Genomic DNA, 16,445 nt, shown 5'->3' with positions numbered 1-16,445 from the left:
GCGTCACAGCTTCTGGATGCCGGAGCGAAACAGGCCGATCGCGAGCTCGCTCACGCCATCGAGCGCGCGGCTTGTCATCGAACCGGTGCTGATGGATTGACCGGCATGCACCGGCACCTCCAGTGCGAGATTGCCGTTACGCCAGAGCCGGAACATGCCGACCCGCTGGCCGCTTTGCACTGGCGCACGGATTGGACCGGTATAGACGATACGGGCGATCAGCTTGTCGTTGCCGTTCTTCTGCACCATCACGCTCACGGGCTCGTCGGCATGAAGCTCGACCGAGCCGGTCTCGCCGCCGAACACCTTGCCGTAAGCGATCGTCTGCCCTGCATCGAACAGCGTGCGTGATTCGAAATTCTTGAAACCCCACTCCAGAAGCTTCTTGGCTGCTGTAGCTCGATCGGCGGAATCCTCGAGGCCGTTGACCACAACGACGAGCCGCGTGCCATTCTGCATGGCGGAACCCACCATGCCGTAGCCACCCTCTTTGGTGTAGCCGGTCTTCAAGCCGTCCGCGCCGTCGAGTGAACCCAGCAACGGATTGCGATTCATCTGACGGATCTTGTTCCAGGTGAATTCGCGCTCGCCGAACAGCTTATAGAATTCCGGATAGGTCAGGATGATATGGCGCGACAGTTGGGCAAGCTCGCGCACCGACATCTTGTTGTCCGGGTTGGGCAGGCCATTGGTGTTGCCGAAGGTAGAGCGCGTAAGACCGAGCTCTCTCGCGCGCGCCTGCATCCTGTTGACGAACGCATCCTCACTGCCGGCATAGCCTTCCGCAAGCGCGATGCAGGAATCGTTGCCGCTCTGGATGGCGAGGCCATGCAGCAGATTGTCGATGCTGACCTGGCTGTGGATCGCGGCAAACATTGTCGACGAGCCCGACGGCGCACCGCCCTTGCGCCACGCATTCTCGCTGATGCGATACTCGTCGGTCAGCTTGATCTCGCCCTTCGCAAGCGCATGAAAGATGACCTCCGCCGTCATCAGTTTCATCATGCTCGAGGGTGCGCGCAACTCGTCGGCGTTCTTCTCAAACAAGACGCTGCCGGTCTTGGCTTCGATCAGGATCGCGGTGGGTGCCTCGGTGTCGATGCCCCCCTCTTCCTTTTTCACCGCGCCCTGAACGCTGTGATTGGCCGCATGAACCGGCGCAAGGACAAGGCCGGCGGTCAGCAGGACGGCCGCGGCAACGCGCGCTCCCCAAGCCGCAAAACGGCTCATTTGTCCTGTGATTCCCGCAATTTCGGATCGAAAGGCCATGGCCCGGCTTGTATCAGGTGAGACGGAGCCAAACAACGGAGGCTACGGTCTGTTCCCCCAGCCGGATACTCAGGAAGGTATCAATAGAGCCCGCGTCCGGCCCCGGGATCGCTATTCGCGGCCGTTGCATAACCTGCCGCCTGATAGCTCGACCGCAATTCGGCGCTGTCGGCAACATCGGTAGCGCCAAGGGTATATGGCCGCTCGGCAGGGAGCGGTACATCCGATCGGATGCCCCCCTGCGGTGCGGCGGGCATCTGCGGCACAAACGGCGCCGCCGACGCCACCATGATGCTGGACGGCGCAGGCGCCGGTTCGTTGGTCCGCAGCGTCGCGACGAGAAGCGCATCGTCCGAGCCCTCAAGCGGGGCTCGGCCGACATATTCCACCCTCACCCGCGCAACGCCATTGCCGCGGAAACCGAGCAGTGTCGCGGCCCGGTGGGAAACGTCAATGATCCGGTTGCCGTGATATGGGCCGCGATCGTTGACGCGCACGATCAGCGACTTGCCGTTGGCGGTATTGGTGACGCGGACATAGCACGGCATCGGCAGGGTCGGATGCGCCGCGGTGATCGAGGTCATATCGAACACTTCGCCATTGGCCGTGAGGCGTCCGTGGAAATCGTCCCCATACCAGGAGGCCAGCCCTTCGGCGCGGTAACGGGTGTTTTCTTCGGGCACATAGGTCCGGCCCGCGACCTGATAGGGCTTGCCGATGCGGTAGGTTCCACCGCCCTTCGGCACCGGCTTGTCAAAATCGACCACGCGCGGGCTGGAGGAAACGCCGTATTTGGGATCGAATCGATTGGCGAATTTGCCGGGCGCGCAATTGGCGAGCAGCAGGCAAGCACAGGCACCCAGCAAAAGCTGGCAGGCACGGCGTGCCGCGTGTTGATTGATCATCCCCATAGACGTCCGTAAATCCTGCGGCGCCCCCACCCGGCACCATCGGCTGCAACGCAGCATAAACCATAGCAGCCTCAAGCGAAATGGGGGCCAAATCGAGGCCATGGCGTGTGGTAAACCGATCCTTGCCAAATCCGGCTTGCAATCGGCCGAATCTATTCCCGTCGCCATGGGCTCTTGAGCCATGTCAAGCCATGACGCATGCTGGGGCACTAGCCTTGCGAGCCATGACCATGACGCCTCTCTCCGCATCCATCGCCACTGTAATCGGCTCTGACAGTCAGGCCATCCAGTCGTTGTTCAAGGCGCAAGTCAAGGAATGGCGCAGCGAAGGCGTGAATGTCGTCGGGCTGATTGGCGAGGCGCATGCCCTGCCCGACCGGAGTTGCGCTGCCGGCTTTCTGCGCGACCTTGCGAGCGAAGCGCGATTTTCGATGTATCTGGAAACGCCGCCAAGCGACACCTCGTGCCACCTTGACGGCAGCGGCGTCGATGCCGCCTGTATGGCACTGCTGGGGCAGATCGAGGCAAGCGATGTCGTCGTGCTGAGCAAGTTCGGCAAGCTGGAGGGCATGGGCCGCGGGCTGCGTCCCGCTTTTGAGGCCGCGGCTTCCGCCGGAAAACCAATCCTGACCACAGTGTCGGAGAAACATCGGGACGCATGGGCGGAATTTACCGGCGGCACGACCATGATCCCCGACAATCCAGCCGCCATTCGCGCATGGTGGGCCAGCCTGCAGGCAGGCAATCCCGCGGTAGCCTGAGCCGCGCGTTGACGCCGCCTTGGAAGGTGCCCTAAACAGACGCCGTTCCTGCGGGATATTCTGGAGAGGTGTCCGAGTGGTTTAAGGAACCGGTCTTGAAATACAGTAATGGCCATGCGGATAGTCCCGCTTGGCACCAGAACGCCCTATTCTATTGGTATTTTGAGCTTCCGTCCCACACGCAGTACTCGTTGATAACAACTCGTTCAAATGAGTTGGGTGCCAATTTCGGTGCCAACCCGATAGAGCGCAAATGCAACTGAATCGGCTCGTCTCAGCCCACTACGCAGGGATTGTATCGGTACTAGCGCTGGGTGTTTCGGTTCTCAGTTATTGCACGGCACAGCAAGCCTTTAACCTCGGCGTCACGCAATATGAACAGCAGCTTGAGGACAAAAAGCCGGCGGTCGATGTTCAGCTCCGATCTATCGGGGTGAGCACTCAGTCGATTACCGTCTCAATTTCAAACCGTGGCGTTGTGAACATCACTCCTCTCGACTTCACCGCCCTCCACTCGTTCGAGGCCGGATCGCTCTACCTCGGCTACGACTCCAAAGGCATCGATAAGCTCAGCGCAACGATTAGCCTCTCATCCTTGGGGACAATTCCTCCTGGCCAGACGCGGACGGTGAAAGCAATCTTGGCTGGAGTGACTGATGGCAAGTACGAACAATTTACACCCGATCTGGAGTTAATGTTCCTGGCTCGAGTCCGAATGGCCGATCAGAACGACACAATTGAAAACATACTGGTTACGCGCCGCATTTTGCCTCCTACACAGAATTTGCAGCCAGACGTTACGCCACAACATATGCTCGAGGTTCTCGTCAGAGCTAAAGAGAATGAGCGGCGTAATCGGATGATCTTCGCGATCTCCGCCAGTTTGTCTATGTTGCTCTGGATTGCATTCGTCTTTCTTTGGTGGCGCGACCGGAGGTCCGGTACGTCCTCGCATCCCGATGCGACTGACAGCAGATGATGCGGCAGCGCTAAGTCAAAAAGATAGTTCCCAGTGCACCGCAACCAGCGGTAGATTGCCCTAGGGAAACAGGGGACGAGGCAGATGGCGAAATCAACCCGCAATACCGGCAAACCATGGACTCCTGCTGAAGTGCAACAACTTCGAAAGGAAGCGAAAGGCAACATGCCGACTCGCGTCATCGGTCTGACGCACGGGCGAACGGAAGCGGCTATCCGAGCCAAGGCGCAAACGGAAAACATCTCACTGAAGCCCACCAACCAATCACCATATAATCGACGCAAGCCGTAGACGGCACCGCAAAGTAAGACATGGGGGACGCGGTGTCTAAACCAACGGCAGATTCGCCGACTGATGAGTCGTATGCTCGTCGATTGTCATGGGTAACATCATCGCCTACCAGATGGCGCAGTTTCAAGCGTTTTGCTTGGCGCGTTTTTTATCACGACTTGCCGAGAGTCTTCGGAGCATTCTCAGATACCCTGAGTTTTCTCAGAACAATTGCGCGCATCCTCTTGGTTACTGCAGTTGCTCTCACGCCATACTGGGTTGATTGGTGGACCAAAGGAGAGGTGGATGCTCCGAAGGCCGGATGGATGAGCTTGGTTGTCGCTGGCTTATTGGTCGCCAAACATCTATTTGATGTTTTCGGATCAGATCGGCAGCTGAGATCCCATCAACGAGATCTAATGGAGCAATGCGCAACACGGCATCAAGTAATAAATCGCGAGCTCTTTGAAGCGCTGCCGTCCAAATTATCTCTCCCATTTCCATCGAGAGTTCAGTTATGCGAGAAGATTCTCGCATGCATGCTTTACATTGCGAAGTTTCACACGCTCAGCAGCGGTGGTGATTATTTCCAAGTAAGCTTACTGACCTTTGGAAATGAGAACTGTGACTCGATAAAGGTGATTGCTCGCGCAAAAGCGAACCGTGCCACCAACATACCCATCGATTCGCGTGAGACGATCGCATACTACGTCGCTAAGTCTGGCACATCCTTCGTTGTCGACGACATGAAGGCACAGAAGCATTTTGCGCAAACAGGACTATCCCAGAAGACATTGAAATATAGAAGCATTCTTCTGATACCGATCGTCCATCGGAACGCCAGCACGGAATGTTGCGGCGTTGTTACAATTGACAGCTCGCGCCCATACGAGTTCACTGGTCCCGTTGGCGACGTGATCACAGCGCAACTTATGCCTTTTACGAGCGTTCTTGCGTTACTCGTCGAAAAAGAGGCCCCCTGCATGAGGATTGGGTCATGAACAAACGTTCATCCGTCAACAAGCAATTATCCAGCCAGGATGCAGAAGAGCGAGAACCGGATATTGTTAGTGTTTTCGTACGTCTAAATCACGGCGAGATTACTGAAGATCAAGCGGATGAAGAACTGCGTGACATACGTCGCAGAAAATCTAGAGGCTTCTTCCGTTTCATAGAGTCCCTGTCGAATTAGCCTGCTCAGGCACTACTTGCCGAACACTGCATCGAACAGCGCCGGCAATATGGGGCTGGATTACTCTTCCACACGCTCTTCCTTTAGAGACGTCCCAACCTACCGGTTCGTCCTTTTAGGTCAATATTTAGTGGCTCCCCAGCGTCTCGCAGAGGGTTGCAACAGAACCCACAGCACAGGAAGATGTTGCGGGGGAAATCGTAATGCGGCTTAGGGGCATTATTCTGGTCCTAGGAACGGCTGTGGGGGCTTATGCGCTGGGAGCTGCTAGCCACGCCCCTGCCCCGCCTCCACCAACTCCGCTCGCAACCCTGCCGCAACCCGTCCCGCAGTCTACGAGGCCATCTGCGCCCCCACCAAAGAGAACTGCGAAGCCCGAGGTCGCTCGCCCCGCCAATCAACCGCTGCAGCTTGTCCCTCAGCGTGTATCGAATCCTCCAATCACGCCGCAGCCGGCGCAGCCGACTGAGACAAGGCGCCGCAAGCCCGACGCGAAGGCTGCACTTACAGCAGCTGCGATTGCCGCGCTAATCGTAACAGCGAGCCGCAACGCTTACCATTCGACCGGCCGCCCATGTGCCTGCCCGGATGACCGAATGCGAAATGGGCGACGATGCGGAAGTCGCAGCGCATATTCTCGTCCCGGTGGAGCGGCGCCGAAGTGCTTTGCAGATGACGTTACCGCGGAGATGATCGAAGATTATCGCAAGACGATGATGCGCTAATATCTGTAGGTTAAGCTGGAGCGAAACGTCTCACGCGGCTCTTTGCGCTACGTGGAGCATTGGATTTGTCTCGTTGGTGGGATAGATTTTAATCGTAGCTCAGAATTTGGCTGATGATTGGTTGAGCGAGCGATGCAGTCCGACAAGCAGGCTTTGATGGATATTTTCAAATCTACATTCGATCAGAGGATGCAGATTTCTCCCTACCAAGCACAAACCATCGCTAACACAATCCTCGGAAGAGCTCCAGGCTGCAACGTTCTCGTTTTTGGAGTCGGGCACGACAGCAAACTGTGGAGCTCGTTGAACGCAACTGGAGAGACGCATTTTGTAGAAAGCTCAGCAGAGTGGATCGATGCGGTCAGAAAGGACCATGCCGCGCTATCGATCTCCTTGCTCCCGCCGTCAAATTTAACTGTTGCGAACAGCGCAACGTTATCCGTCAGCGATCTTTCTCGCTATCCGGTCCCGACCAATCTGGCTGCGAAGAAATGGGACGTGATATTGGTTGATGGACCAGGCGGATATTCGCCCAGTGACCCTGGCAGAGCACGCACAATTTATTGGGCTTCTCTGCTAGCTTCGCCTGACACTCATGTATTCATCGACGACTATGACAGACCTCTTGAGCGCCACTTTACGGACATGCTTTTCCGAGATCGGGGAACGCAGCGAGTTGTTCTTACGAACAGCGATTATCTCCCGTACCGCAAAATGCTTTGGTCAGTTGGGTCCCCGATCGATGGGGGCAATCAAAGCCCCGTAGTACTGTCTGTAGCTACCGGAGACTATGCCGAACAATGGCGGTTTTGCATCGACAGCCAATATTCCTATGCCAGAAGGCATAACTATGAGTATCGGTGCATTGATCCATCAGGATCGCAACTCCACCCAAAATGGGCAAAGTTAGAAGCTACAATTAAGATACTCGAACAAGGTCGAGACGTCCTTCTAATTGACGCCGACGCCGAGATAACAAAGCAATGCCCACCATTCGCTCAGCTTACCAAGCAGCACGCTGGAAGTGATATCTATTTTGTTCGCGGGATATCCGGACGGCCAAATTCAGGAGTTCTGATTCTAAGAGGTGGATCTAATAGTGCAGCGACTGCGTTCTTGGCCGAGTGCCTTGATCGCCGCACAGAAAAAGTGCCTCTAGAGGACTTCGTCACCCCTGATGGGGAGAACGGACATGTGATCTGGATTCTCAAGGAAGAACCATTCAAAACGGCATCAATCGAGATCGACCGAGCATGGAATTGGTCAATACCTGAAAACGCCGATCGAGCATTTATCCGCCACTACACAAATCATCTACGGGACTGGCTTCGTGAGAATCCTCTGGGTAGTGGACCTCGGCAGCCTGCACAATAATTTCTTGCGAGTGGTTCGACTGATCCGCGGCAACCGTAGACAAGGCAGAAAGATGTCGGCCGTAGTCTGCAAGGGCCACCGGAATGTCTGATCCCTCGTACATGTAGGCATTGATGTACGCCTCGGGACGCACAACGAATGGTGCTCGTTCCAGCAACGCCGTAACCCGCGGCGGTTCATAATACGGCATGATCGTTCGGTCGAATATCTTTCGCCCCTCCTCTTTGGTTTTAGCAAAGCGCGCCGAGCATCCGACCGACGCCGCGAAATCTTCCCACTTCAAAGGAACATCGATTGCTTCTCCAGAGTCCCAAAATGCGAATGGCCTCTGATATGCAGCGGCGACGATTGCACCATGCAGAGACGACGACAGAACAAAGTCGGCCGAAGCAATAATGTCTATCAGATCGTAAACATTGGCAGGATCTGTACCAATATTTGGGCGGACGATGCGATCGCAACCACTTACTGAGAGAAGATCGCTGTCAGGACGCGTATCATTAAAATGCGGAATGCAGATAGACTCTCCCTTAAAGTCAAGGCGCTTCTTTGGACGATAGATCGCGGGCAAGATTAGCGCTGAATCCCCCATTGGGACTTGACGTTCCACGCCGAGCTTTCGCGCTGAAATCGGCCCACGCACCGCAAAAATTTCGATCTGCTCACGATTGGAAGGCTTCAATCCTTCGAGAGACCTTATTCCACATCCCCAAAAGGATGGCTTTGCGCCCGCATAAGCAGCCAAACTCGGCTCGATCCACATGTCGTCGACCACACTGCCGACAAGAAAGACGGCACCACCGTGCGCGCCGATTGGAAGGAAAATTTTATCGAAAAAAATGCGTGCGAGTGCATCGCCAAAATTCTGAGTATCTTGGCCCTTTAGCCAAAACTGGACTCGATTGAACACAGCAGCCGCCCTCCCCCTTCGATGTGCTTTTTTTTTGCAAGGTATGGCACAATGAACTGGCAGAATATTACCATAAATGATGAGCGGCCGTGGTAGGTGTGGAGACCGCAATTGATTGGTCGCGCCGGATAAAAATCCGAGACTTCTAGGTGCAGGGCCGCTCGCCTATGCGGTCAGGCTCTCTCATGCGTATTGCCCTCCCGTTGACGTGGTTCCCGCAACGTCCCCTGGTAGAGTCGCACCCAGCGCGGAAACAACCGCATTTGTTTGTGCGTCGTAGCTCTTGCCCGTCGCCGATCCCGTGTAAGTGCAGCCGAAAACAATTGCAGAACCGCAACGAGTTGCAGCGATATACGCACCGCTGAAAGCTGGCGTACCTGTCAGCGTGATATTTCTTCCCGTTGCGCGGAACATACCGCCAGCGATTTGAGCATGGTAAGTTGACCCACCAACAATCTCATAATTGCTTACAGCTTGGACAGCACCGCCCTCCGTTACGGTGATATGGCCACCGGAGCCTGTGGCGGCAAATCTAACATTACCGAAGAATATTTGACCTCCAGCGCTCGATCTAAAACATGAAGTCCCAGATCCACTCGAAGAGACTTCCATATCCAGAATTGTGCAGATGGCATTTGCGGATTCTGCAGCGAACGCATTTCCTGTTCCGGAAACTTTGACATTTCCGGGTGTCGTATTATTTCCACGAATAACCAAGCTTGCTGGCGATAGCAGACCGACGCCGCTTCCGATGGCAAGCGAACTGACTGTATAGCTACCATCAGCCAACTGGATCGTGACGGTAAAGCCGCCGAAATCCAACGTACCCAGCGCAACATCGATTGCTTTCTGAATTGTCAGAAATGCACCGCCTGACGTGTTCGCTAGGCCGTTGTTGCTGTCGCTTCCGTCAGTGCGGACATAATAGGTCCGGTTTGCCGTGAGCTTTCCGCGAGCTGGCGCCAAATTCTTCTGAATGTCGATGACGCGCCAATTTCCCGAGGCGTCACTCACAACTTGAATTTGATCTCCATTATCGAAAGTGATGTCAGCTTCGCCAGGCAACCACAACGATGTTGCGTTGTGCCTAATGGTCACTTGACCGGTAAAGCGAGGCAAAAGCACTGAACAAAGGAGGTCTTTAGGCCACAGATGTTTCATCGTCATCCTCCACGATGTGCTCGGGCCATTCGCGAACAATGCGCTGATCGATGTGATCTTTGTAGATCGACGTCAGCAGCGCATGACCACCGATCGTGTCGGGGCATTGCAACTGCGCGTGCTTACGCTGAATCTCGATGATACGAGGCCCGGCTAGGTCTGGCCGCAACTTGTCAACGGTGTAGCCCTGCAGCACTTTTTTTGTAATTTCAGCTTGGATATTAGCGTTGTTCGGGCGCGCCATGAGACTGCCGTCCACGTCATAGACTTTGAATGGCTCATAGCTCGACGTGCCTTTGGCGCCGAACGTATAGAAGCTCACGGGTCCCTTTGTCGGAGACCATCCTGAGACGAATATTTCGAAGTGTGGTCCGTGATCCGGTCCACCCGTCATCATGTCGCGGTTAACCTCCAAGCAGTGACGCGCTATGTCGCCGCAGCGCTCGCGCAATTCGTCAAGATCTCGGCATAGCCACGTCTCTGATACGAAGAACGGCGCAACGGTCTGAACGCCTCGAGACACAACCACCGCGTTGAGATGCGGAACGGTAAATGCCTTGGACACGATGCCGAGACCTCCAATGACCAATCCATCGGTGATGACGTGGATCGAGTCAGACTGTTTGACGATCACAAAAGCGGTCATAGAACGTCTCTCCTCTCCATTCTTCATGCGTTTAAGTCGGATCTCACCCACCCGAGAATCGACTCGCTTGAGCGAAGGTTTTCAGGTCTGGCGCTAAACCAGTGCCAGTCGACAGGTCTTTGCGGACGATGCCGCGCACGGCGTCGCCGAACGTAATCTCAATATCGAAGCCGCCATCTTTGTTGGGCGAGGCCGATCCAGTTCCTGACGTCCCGGCCGGTGCGTTATTGAATTTAAAATTGAAGCGGGGTGCGGTGCCTACGTTGTCATTCGACGCGCCCACCATCTCGACGCCGAGCCGTCCACCAGGACCGCGGCGGAGCGGCATGACAGCCTCCGGGCCAGCTTCGCCCATCAAACCGAGCGACATGCCGCCACCCTGGGCGAACCGGAAAAGCGTCGGCTGATCGACAAGCTGATTGGTGAAAGCTCCGCCGGTGGCGAAGCGCGCTAAGCCGCTCCGAGTGAAGCCATTGCCCAGCGCGGCCCCAGTGAGGCCAGAGACGGGGTTGAAGCCGTCCACGCCCGAAATCCCGAACGACGTCATGACAGCCTGCAGCGCGCGCATCGCCGGCGTGACGATAGTCATTTTGATCAGCATTTCGTCGAGTGCGCGGATGACCGCTTTCTGCATGTCGCCAGCGCCGGCCGTGATGGACTTTGTGCCGTCCGCGATATCGGCCAGACCTGTCGTGAGGCTACCGGAGAGGGTCGATGACACTCCGCTGAGCGCCTGATTGGTCCGTAGACCCGCCGCCTCCACGCTGCTCAGAGCCGTTGCGACGTCCGGGTAGAGGCCGCGGAGCTGCTGGGCGATCTGGACGTCATCGGACGAAAGGAGCGCGGTGGCGCGACCGGAGCGGATCTGGTCCAGCACCCGCGCCCGCTCGGCCGCTTCGGTAGCGATGCCCAGCGCTGCCGCCTGCGCCCTGATCTGCACCACGTCGCTCTCGGTGAGCGTCTGGTGGTTGCGGACGGCCTCGGCCAGTCGGTTCTGCACGGCGGTATAGGCGGCAGCCTGCCCCGCGGACATACCCAGCGTCTCGGACTGAATTCGCAGTTGGTCGGCTTGCTGCCGCATCGCGGTGAGCCCGAGAGCGTTCTCAGCGGCCAAGGCCTTCAGCGCCGCTGCTTCCCGATCGGTGACTACGATGTGGTTGAGCCGCGCGCTGGCGATATCCAGTTCTCTGCCTCGGACAACGTCTTGGATCGAGGCAGTAGCACCAAGGATTCCAATACGCTGTTGCTCAAGGCTTATCTGTTGTTTGAGCACGGCGGGATCAACGGAACCGCCAGCACCCGCTTTTGGTTTGAGACCAACCGCATCCTGAAAATCGATGACCTGGGCATTGGTGAGCTGGGTGCCTGCCGCTTTCCCCGACCGCAGCAAATTGCCCTTCACGTCGACGCCCATGGCCATGGCAACGCCGCGGACGGCCATCAGCGCACGTTCGTTTAGATTGTCAAAGAACCCATAGAGCTCAATGAATCCTGAGGAGAATTCGGATTTGAAGTTTTTCCAGGTCTTGGACCAGGCTTCGTCGAACGCCCGCGCCTTCGCGACCATGTTCTGGTCGATCGAGGAGCCCAATAGGACCACGTCGTCCGTGGCCGCTTTGATCCCGTCACCGCCTTGGCGCATGAACTGTAGCCACTGGAAAGTCGTCGGAAGTCCGGCCTGCTGCAGGACGTTGAGCCGGGCCTGGTCGTTGGGAAGATCCCTGATGATGTCAGCGATAGACATGAGGGTCTGCTGGAAGCCGGCTGCTTTGACGCCGTTGGCGGCCATAACGTCAGCCAGCCCCCCCATATTGGCCTTGGCCTGGTAGAGCTGTGCCGAGAACCCTTTGACTCCGCCGAACATGTCATCGGTGCCAATCCCTTTGACCGCTCCAGCCTGATCGAGGCTGTGCAAAAAGTTCAGGGTGACACCAGCCTGACGCGCCACGGCATCAAACTCGAGCTCGGTCTTCTTCCAGCTCTCATAGACCGCCACGCCGGCCGCTCCGAGCGCAACGGCCCCCCCGATCGCCAGCCGCGTCGGTGTAATCATCCCGGCAATGTTCGAAGCGACGGACCGAAGGGCTCCGCTGACCCCGCCATTGGCACCGGCGAGGATCTGGTAGACTTGTCCGCCTTGCGTCGCGAGAATCTGGAATGGGCTCGAGCCGATCGCCAGCATGGTGATGACGTCGTTGACCTGGTACCCGAGGTTCTGCATCTGGTAGGCCGCAAGGCCGGTAGCACTTGCCGCCCCTTTGATCGAAACCACCTGACCGGCAAACGCATCCTTGACCCGGGCAATAGCCGTCGCGCGCTCCATCTCGCTCAACGCGACCCTTGCCTCCAAACTATTTAGCTCGCCAAGCGCGGCCCGGTACTGCTGCTGAGCAGCGTACAGCGGCGAATACTTCGCCCTCAACGAGTCGAGGGAGCTGCCGAGCGCGGCGATATCATCAGCGCGACCCAGATTATCATTGGCGCCGATCCCAAGGTGCGCATCAATGCCGTTCTGCACTTGCTGGGACGAGTTCAGCCGGGTCATCGCAGCATAAACATCTGTCGCAAACGCCTCCTGCACCCGCAGCTTGGAATTGAGCTGGTCGACTGCCGGCGCGATTGAGACATAACCGTGCTCAGCGAGTTGCACGGCGTCAGCGGTTAGACCGAATTTCCTGTAGGCGGCGTCGAGCAGCGCGTTTGTGCGATCCAACCCCATGCCGCGATCCACGGCATTGCCGATGCGCTGGATCACGCCTGTGAACTGCTGGCCGGCCGAATACCCGTCGAGGAGAGACTTGCTCAGCGAGGCCATGCCGGGGATGGCCTTCGACATCGCAGCATCGACTTGCGCCAACATGGCGTGGCGAGCCTTATCCGACGCTATCATTTGCGTGTCAGCGGCTACCTTCTGCTGCGCGCCGCGGGTGTAGCCGGACGCGTCAAAATCAGATGTCACCCTGAGAGCTGACAGTTTTACGGCCATTTTTGTGCCTCCTCGTCGCCGGCCGACGAGTACATCCGTCGTCGACCGGCGCTAAGAGCCGCCCGAGGGCGACGCTCGATCAGATCAATTGACTGAGAACCGAAGGAATTTGACGGCTTCGGAGTTCGCCAGGCCACCGCCAACGCGCTTGTAGGCATAGAAGAGAACGATCGGCTTAGCGCTGAACGGATCAACCAGAAGCTTGATGCCGATGCGATCGACGATCACGTAAGCTTTCTGGAAGTTGCCGAACGCGATCGATAGCGAGTTGGCTCCGATATCTGGCATCGCCACGTCGTCGATCTCGACCGGATACCCCAGCAGAGAGGACGGGGCCCCAGCAGTCATCGAGGGGCGGAACAGATAGTTGCCCTGCCCGTCCTTGATCTTGTCGATCTGCGAAATCGTATTCGAGTTCATCAGCCAGCTTGCGCCCTGACGGTATGGGGTACGCAGTTTCCAAGTGAGATCCCGCAAACAGTCGCCTGTGTCCGGTGGTGTAGATCCGGTCTTGAACCCGCCGGCTGCACCCGTCGGCAGATATTGGATCGTTCCCCAAGGCCTCGTATCGTCCGCCGCTGTCGAGATTGGATAAGTGAGCAGGCCTCTTGGCTTTCCGACTCCGTCGCCTCCGAGGAATGCGTAGCCCTCATCGCGGCCAAATCGATCAGTGATTTTGTTGAGCAACCAGCTCCCAAGATCGAATCCGACCATATCGAGCAGCGCCTGGGTAACGGGAGGCATGGCATAGAGTTCGTTCAACGGAATTGAGAGCTTTCCGATCTTCGGCGAGGACGTCGATGGTCGTGAGTCATTCTCGCCAACCCACCCGGATCCAGTGTCTCCATTGTCAATTGGCTCTTCCCATCGATCGCCGGCGCTGATCGTCTCCACCCGTGCCAAGCGTCGCATTGCCGTAACGTCGAAAAGCTTCTTCGTCATCGTGTTTGAGAGCGCCGGAAGCACGAAGTACCCGCCGTCCGGATCGGATCCAACAGACATGCTGTTATTAATCTCGGCCAGCGAACCGGCAGCTCCAGCATGCAAGCTCATCAGATCGCTATCGTCTTTCTTGCGAAAGAATTTCGCGACGGCATTGAGCTCTTTTCGAAGCCCGTTACCGGCCTCACCTCTTCCGCTTAAAGTCATCGCAGCCTGCTTCTCATTGAGCTTGTCGATTTCCGCGTTGATGGCGTCAATCTTCTGATTAGTGTCGGTCAACGCGGCCTGCACCACTTTGTTATGGCTTTCGAACGCAGAGCCGAGTGCGGCAATGTCGGCCGATGCTTCGCCAACCATTGCAAATACCGGCTGACGACGCGAACCGAGGGGAAGTTCGATCGCCGAACAACGGCGCATAACTTGGGAAGTCATTTTAAGCAGTCCTTTTCAGTTCGAGGGTCGCTGAGGCGACACGCTCGGCCAATGCGGCGATCTGGGATGAGGAGACGGGTTCAGCTCTGGAGAGCGCGGCATATCCGCCGAAGCTCACCGCCTTTGCCTGGCTGCGCGATAACCCCGCGGAGCGCAGAATCTTTTCTAGTTCTACGGGCGACCTTGGCATCGCCATTTGCAATCTTTGATCCCGCAGAGCCTCAGGAGCGTGTGCATAAACGCTAAGATCGAATTTCGCTTGAGCGTGCTCAGCATCACTGGCCAGAGCGTCGGCAAATCCCGCTTCAACGGCCTCTGCACCGCAGAACCAAGTCTCGGCCCTCATAAATTCAGCGGCCTTTGCGACGCTGATACCTGTCCGACGGGAGTAAGTTTCAGCCAATGCCCCATCGATTTGCGAAAGCAAGGCCGCCGTTTCGGCGTGATCGCCTTCATTTCCGATTGTCAGAGCCCAGGCTCGATGGATCATCAGGAATGCGTTATTCGCGATCTCGATGCGATCTCCAGCCATGGCGATGATCGATGCGGCTGATGCAGCCAGCCCTGTGACTTGGACAGTCACCTTCCCGCGATAAGCAGCAAGTTCATTGTGGATCGCGATGCCGTCCCAGACATCTCCGCCGGGCGAGTTGATCTTGACGATCAAATCTCCGGTGGCGGCGTTAAGGCTGTCGCTTACATTCTTGGCTGAGACTCCGTAGACGCCGATCTCGTCGAATATCTCGATCGTTGTGGCATTGCCGAGGCTCTTAGCCTCGAACCCCGAGCCAAATGCTTTTGCAAATAACCGACGTCTTTGAACCGGCGGCTTCTGCGATGTCTGAATGTTGATCTTGTCGCGCATCTCGCGCGTCTCCCTGCCGTCAAGCCAAAACACGCCCTGCTAAGGGCCGGTAAGTTGGACTTGCGTGCGCGGCAATCGCAGCGCGGCGACAAGGATCTTGTCAGCGTCGGTGCTATGCCAGCTCGACGTGACGAATCACACATACCGCGAAAGATTCCGCCTCGCAAGAGTCAGTCAATCTCACCAATGCCTAAACTGACCATGTGACGCGCCAACGCGGCGATGACTGGCGAGAGCTTCGCCCGTGCGTTATCTGGTCCGCCGACGCGGAGCGTCTCCTTGGCTCCTGCTATTGTGCCAGCAAAGGAAAGTAAGAAATCGGCAAGCGCATCATGCTCTTCGCGGTCAAGCTCAAGAGGACGCACACGCGGTAGGCGCTGGATCTGCCGTGGGAGCGGCGAGATCTGAATGAACGGGGGCCGCTTTCTACTACTGTTAGACATTGTCGATCCTTTCCGTTGAGGTTTTCATTGCCTCGCGAAAACGGTCGGAAGTGCTCTCGCGAGGCAAATTCTGGTTTTTCAAAAAATCGGGAAAAATCCCGGCCAAACCCTGAAATTTTGGGCCGACCAAAAAATTTTCTCCAAGTGCGACCCCGAGCGGTGGACGCCCCGGTTCCGCTCCAGGCTTTTCGACCCCCTACCCCTTGGGCTGATTCACGGTGAATTGCTTTGAGGCACTGTCTTGTGCGCGTCTCTTACGGGCGGTCGGTACCGCCGGCCAGACCACGCCCTCACGTTTGTCTCGCCGTATGTGCTTGGCCACATCGATTCCGAGCGCACGCATCATGGGCAAAGCACGAGATGATGGCGCATTCCATTTCTTCCCCGTCGGAAGATGAAAGCCATGAGCCGCGGTGTTGCAGCAGCTGAACTTGTCTCTATACGGATAGTCTGGCATCAGCTCCATGTTCAACAATCGAAGTTCCATGTGAAGCCATTCGGCATAAGCTTGCATGGCTCCGCGCTGGAGCTCAGCTTTCGTAACTCGCTTGGCAGTCGGTGCTGTTCTAGACATCGCAA

Annotated in this window: 14 protein-coding genes; 6 read left to right on the top strand and 8 right to left on the bottom strand. The window is 56.9% G+C overall.

Annotated elements, in window-relative coordinates; translation table 11 throughout:
* Positions 1 to 3: 3 nt before the first annotated feature.
* The gene (locus HMPREF9697_RS03900; protein WP_002715850.1) at positions 4 to 1,230 is read right to left on the bottom strand and encodes a D-alanyl-D-alanine carboxypeptidase family protein; all 1,227 of its coding nucleotides are present in this window, start codon (positions 1,228 to 1,230) and stop codon (positions 4 to 6) included.
* 119 nt (positions 1,231 to 1,349) lie between these two features.
* Positions 1,350 to 2,174: a septal ring lytic transglycosylase RlpA family protein gene (locus HMPREF9697_RS03895; RefSeq protein ID WP_051053900.1), complete on the bottom strand. Its 825-nt coding sequence runs from the start codon at positions 2,172 to 2,174 to the stop codon at positions 1,350 to 1,352.
* A gap of 236 nt (positions 2,175 to 2,410) precedes the next feature.
* On the opposite strand from HMPREF9697_RS03895, the gene HMPREF9697_RS03890 reads away from it, so the two are divergent.
* The 6 genes from HMPREF9697_RS03890 (at position 2,411) to HMPREF9697_RS20275 (ending at position 7,481) form a co-directional block, all read left to right on the top strand.
* Entirely contained in the window at positions 2,411 to 2,941 is a 531-nt protein-coding gene (locus HMPREF9697_RS03890; protein WP_002715848.1) for a DUF2478 domain-containing protein, read from the top strand.
* 253 nt (positions 2,942 to 3,194) lie between these two features.
* Positions 3,195 to 3,920 (top strand): hypothetical protein, encoded by a 726-nt coding sequence (locus HMPREF9697_RS03885; RefSeq protein WP_002715847.1) that lies wholly within the window; start codon positions 3,195 to 3,197, stop codon positions 3,918 to 3,920.
* Between the two features lie 84 nt (positions 3,921 to 4,004).
* Complete coding sequence (locus HMPREF9697_RS20285; protein WP_002715846.1) at positions 4,005 to 4,211, top strand: hypothetical protein; 207 nt, start codon at positions 4,005 to 4,007, stop codon at positions 4,209 to 4,211.
* Positions 4,212 to 4,243: 32 nt separating this feature from the next.
* Complete coding sequence (locus HMPREF9697_RS20795) at positions 4,244 to 5,191, top strand: GAF domain-containing protein (RefSeq protein ID WP_157223240.1); 948 nt, start codon at positions 4,244 to 4,246, stop codon at positions 5,189 to 5,191.
* Positions 5,188 to 5,382, top strand: coding sequence for a hypothetical protein (locus HMPREF9697_RS20790; protein WP_002715844.1), 195 nt, complete (start codon positions 5,188 to 5,190; stop codon positions 5,380 to 5,382). Before HMPREF9697_RS20795 ends, HMPREF9697_RS20790 begins: the two co-directional genes overlap by 4 nt.
* Before the next feature lie 857 nt (positions 5,383 to 6,239).
* Complete coding sequence (locus HMPREF9697_RS20275; protein WP_081602513.1) at positions 6,240 to 7,481, top strand: hypothetical protein; 1,242 nt, start codon at positions 6,240 to 6,242, stop codon at positions 7,479 to 7,481.
* Here the strand turns inward: HMPREF9697_RS20275 and HMPREF9697_RS03875 are convergent.
* The 6 genes from HMPREF9697_RS03875 to HMPREF9697_RS03855 form a co-directional block, all read right to left on the bottom strand.
* Positions 7,399 to 8,391 carry a polysaccharide pyruvyl transferase family protein gene (locus tag HMPREF9697_RS03875; RefSeq protein WP_002715841.1) on the bottom strand — a complete coding sequence of 331 codons (993 nt, stop codon included), beginning with the start codon at positions 8,389 to 8,391 and terminating at the stop codon, positions 7,399 to 7,401. The genes HMPREF9697_RS20275 and HMPREF9697_RS03875 overlap by 83 nt on opposite strands.
* Before the next feature lie 183 nt (positions 8,392 to 8,574).
* Positions 8,575 to 9,552 (bottom strand): hypothetical protein, encoded by a 978-nt coding sequence (locus HMPREF9697_RS20785; protein ID WP_002715840.1) that lies wholly within the window; start codon positions 9,550 to 9,552, stop codon positions 8,575 to 8,577.
* Complete coding sequence (locus tag HMPREF9697_RS03870) at positions 9,533 to 10,198, bottom strand: hypothetical protein (protein WP_002715839.1); 666 nt, start codon at positions 10,196 to 10,198, stop codon at positions 9,533 to 9,535. Before HMPREF9697_RS03870 ends, HMPREF9697_RS20785 begins: the two co-directional genes overlap by 20 nt.
* Positions 10,199 to 10,241: 43 nt before the next feature.
* On the bottom strand, positions 10,242 to 13,184 hold the full coding sequence (locus HMPREF9697_RS03865; RefSeq protein WP_002715838.1) for a phage tail length tape measure family protein: 2,943 nt from the start codon (positions 13,182 to 13,184) through the stop codon (positions 10,242 to 10,244).
* Positions 13,185 to 13,268: 84 nt separating this feature from the next.
* Complete coding sequence (locus HMPREF9697_RS03860; RefSeq protein WP_002715837.1) at positions 13,269 to 14,558, bottom strand: phage major capsid protein; 1,290 nt, start codon at positions 14,556 to 14,558, stop codon at positions 13,269 to 13,271.
* Position 14,559: 1 nt separating this feature from the next.
* A complete protein-coding gene (locus HMPREF9697_RS03855) occupies positions 14,560 to 15,423 on the bottom strand; it encodes a head maturation protease, ClpP-related (RefSeq protein ID WP_002715836.1) in 864 nt (287 codons plus the stop codon).
* Between the last annotated feature and the right edge of the window lie 1,022 nt (positions 15,424 to 16,445).

This window comes from Afipia felis ATCC 53690, assembly GCF_000314735.2.
GTDB classification, from domain to species: domain Bacteria; phylum Pseudomonadota; class Alphaproteobacteria; order Rhizobiales; family Xanthobacteraceae; genus Afipia; species Afipia felis.
Note: the sequence above shows the minus strand (reverse complement) of the source record. Positions and strands in the feature narration are given on the sequence as shown.

Coding starts and splice junctions, on each gene's coding strand:
- HMPREF9697_RS03870 (WP_002715839.1), bottom strand. CDS start 10,198: ATGACCGCTTTTGTGATCGTCAAACAGTCTGACTCGATCCACGTCATC.
- HMPREF9697_RS03895 (WP_051053900.1), bottom strand. CDS start 2,174: ATGATCAATCAACACGCGGCACGCCGTGCCTGCCAGCTTTTGCTGGGT.
- HMPREF9697_RS20785 (WP_002715840.1), bottom strand. CDS start 9,552: ATGAAACATCTGTGGCCTAAAGACCTCCTTTGTTCAGTGCTTTTGCCT.
- HMPREF9697_RS20285 (WP_002715846.1), top strand. CDS start 4,005: ATGGCGAAATCAACCCGCAATACCGGCAAACCATGGACTCCTGCTGAA.
- HMPREF9697_RS03900 (WP_002715850.1), bottom strand. CDS start 1,230: ATGAGCCGTTTTGCGGCTTGGGGAGCGCGCGTTGCCGCGGCCGTCCTG.
- HMPREF9697_RS03860 (WP_002715837.1), bottom strand. CDS start 14,558: ATGACTTCCCAAGTTATGCGCCGTTGTTCGGCGATCGAACTTCCCCTC.
- HMPREF9697_RS20790 (WP_002715844.1), top strand. CDS start 5,188: ATGAACAAACGTTCATCCGTCAACAAGCAATTATCCAGCCAGGATGCA.
- HMPREF9697_RS03855 (WP_002715836.1), bottom strand. CDS start 15,423: ATGCGCGACAAGATCAACATTCAGACATCGCAGAAGCCGCCGGTTCAA.
- HMPREF9697_RS03885 (WP_002715847.1), top strand. CDS start 3,195: ATGCAACTGAATCGGCTCGTCTCAGCCCACTACGCAGGGATTGTATCG.
- HMPREF9697_RS03890 (WP_002715848.1), top strand. CDS start 2,411: ATGACGCCTCTCTCCGCATCCATCGCCACTGTAATCGGCTCTGACAGT.
- HMPREF9697_RS20275 (WP_081602513.1), top strand. CDS start 6,240: ATGCAGTCCGACAAGCAGGCTTTGATGGATATTTTCAAATCTACATTC.
- HMPREF9697_RS03865 (WP_002715838.1), bottom strand. CDS start 13,184: ATGGCCGTAAAACTGTCAGCTCTCAGGGTGACATCTGATTTTGACGCG.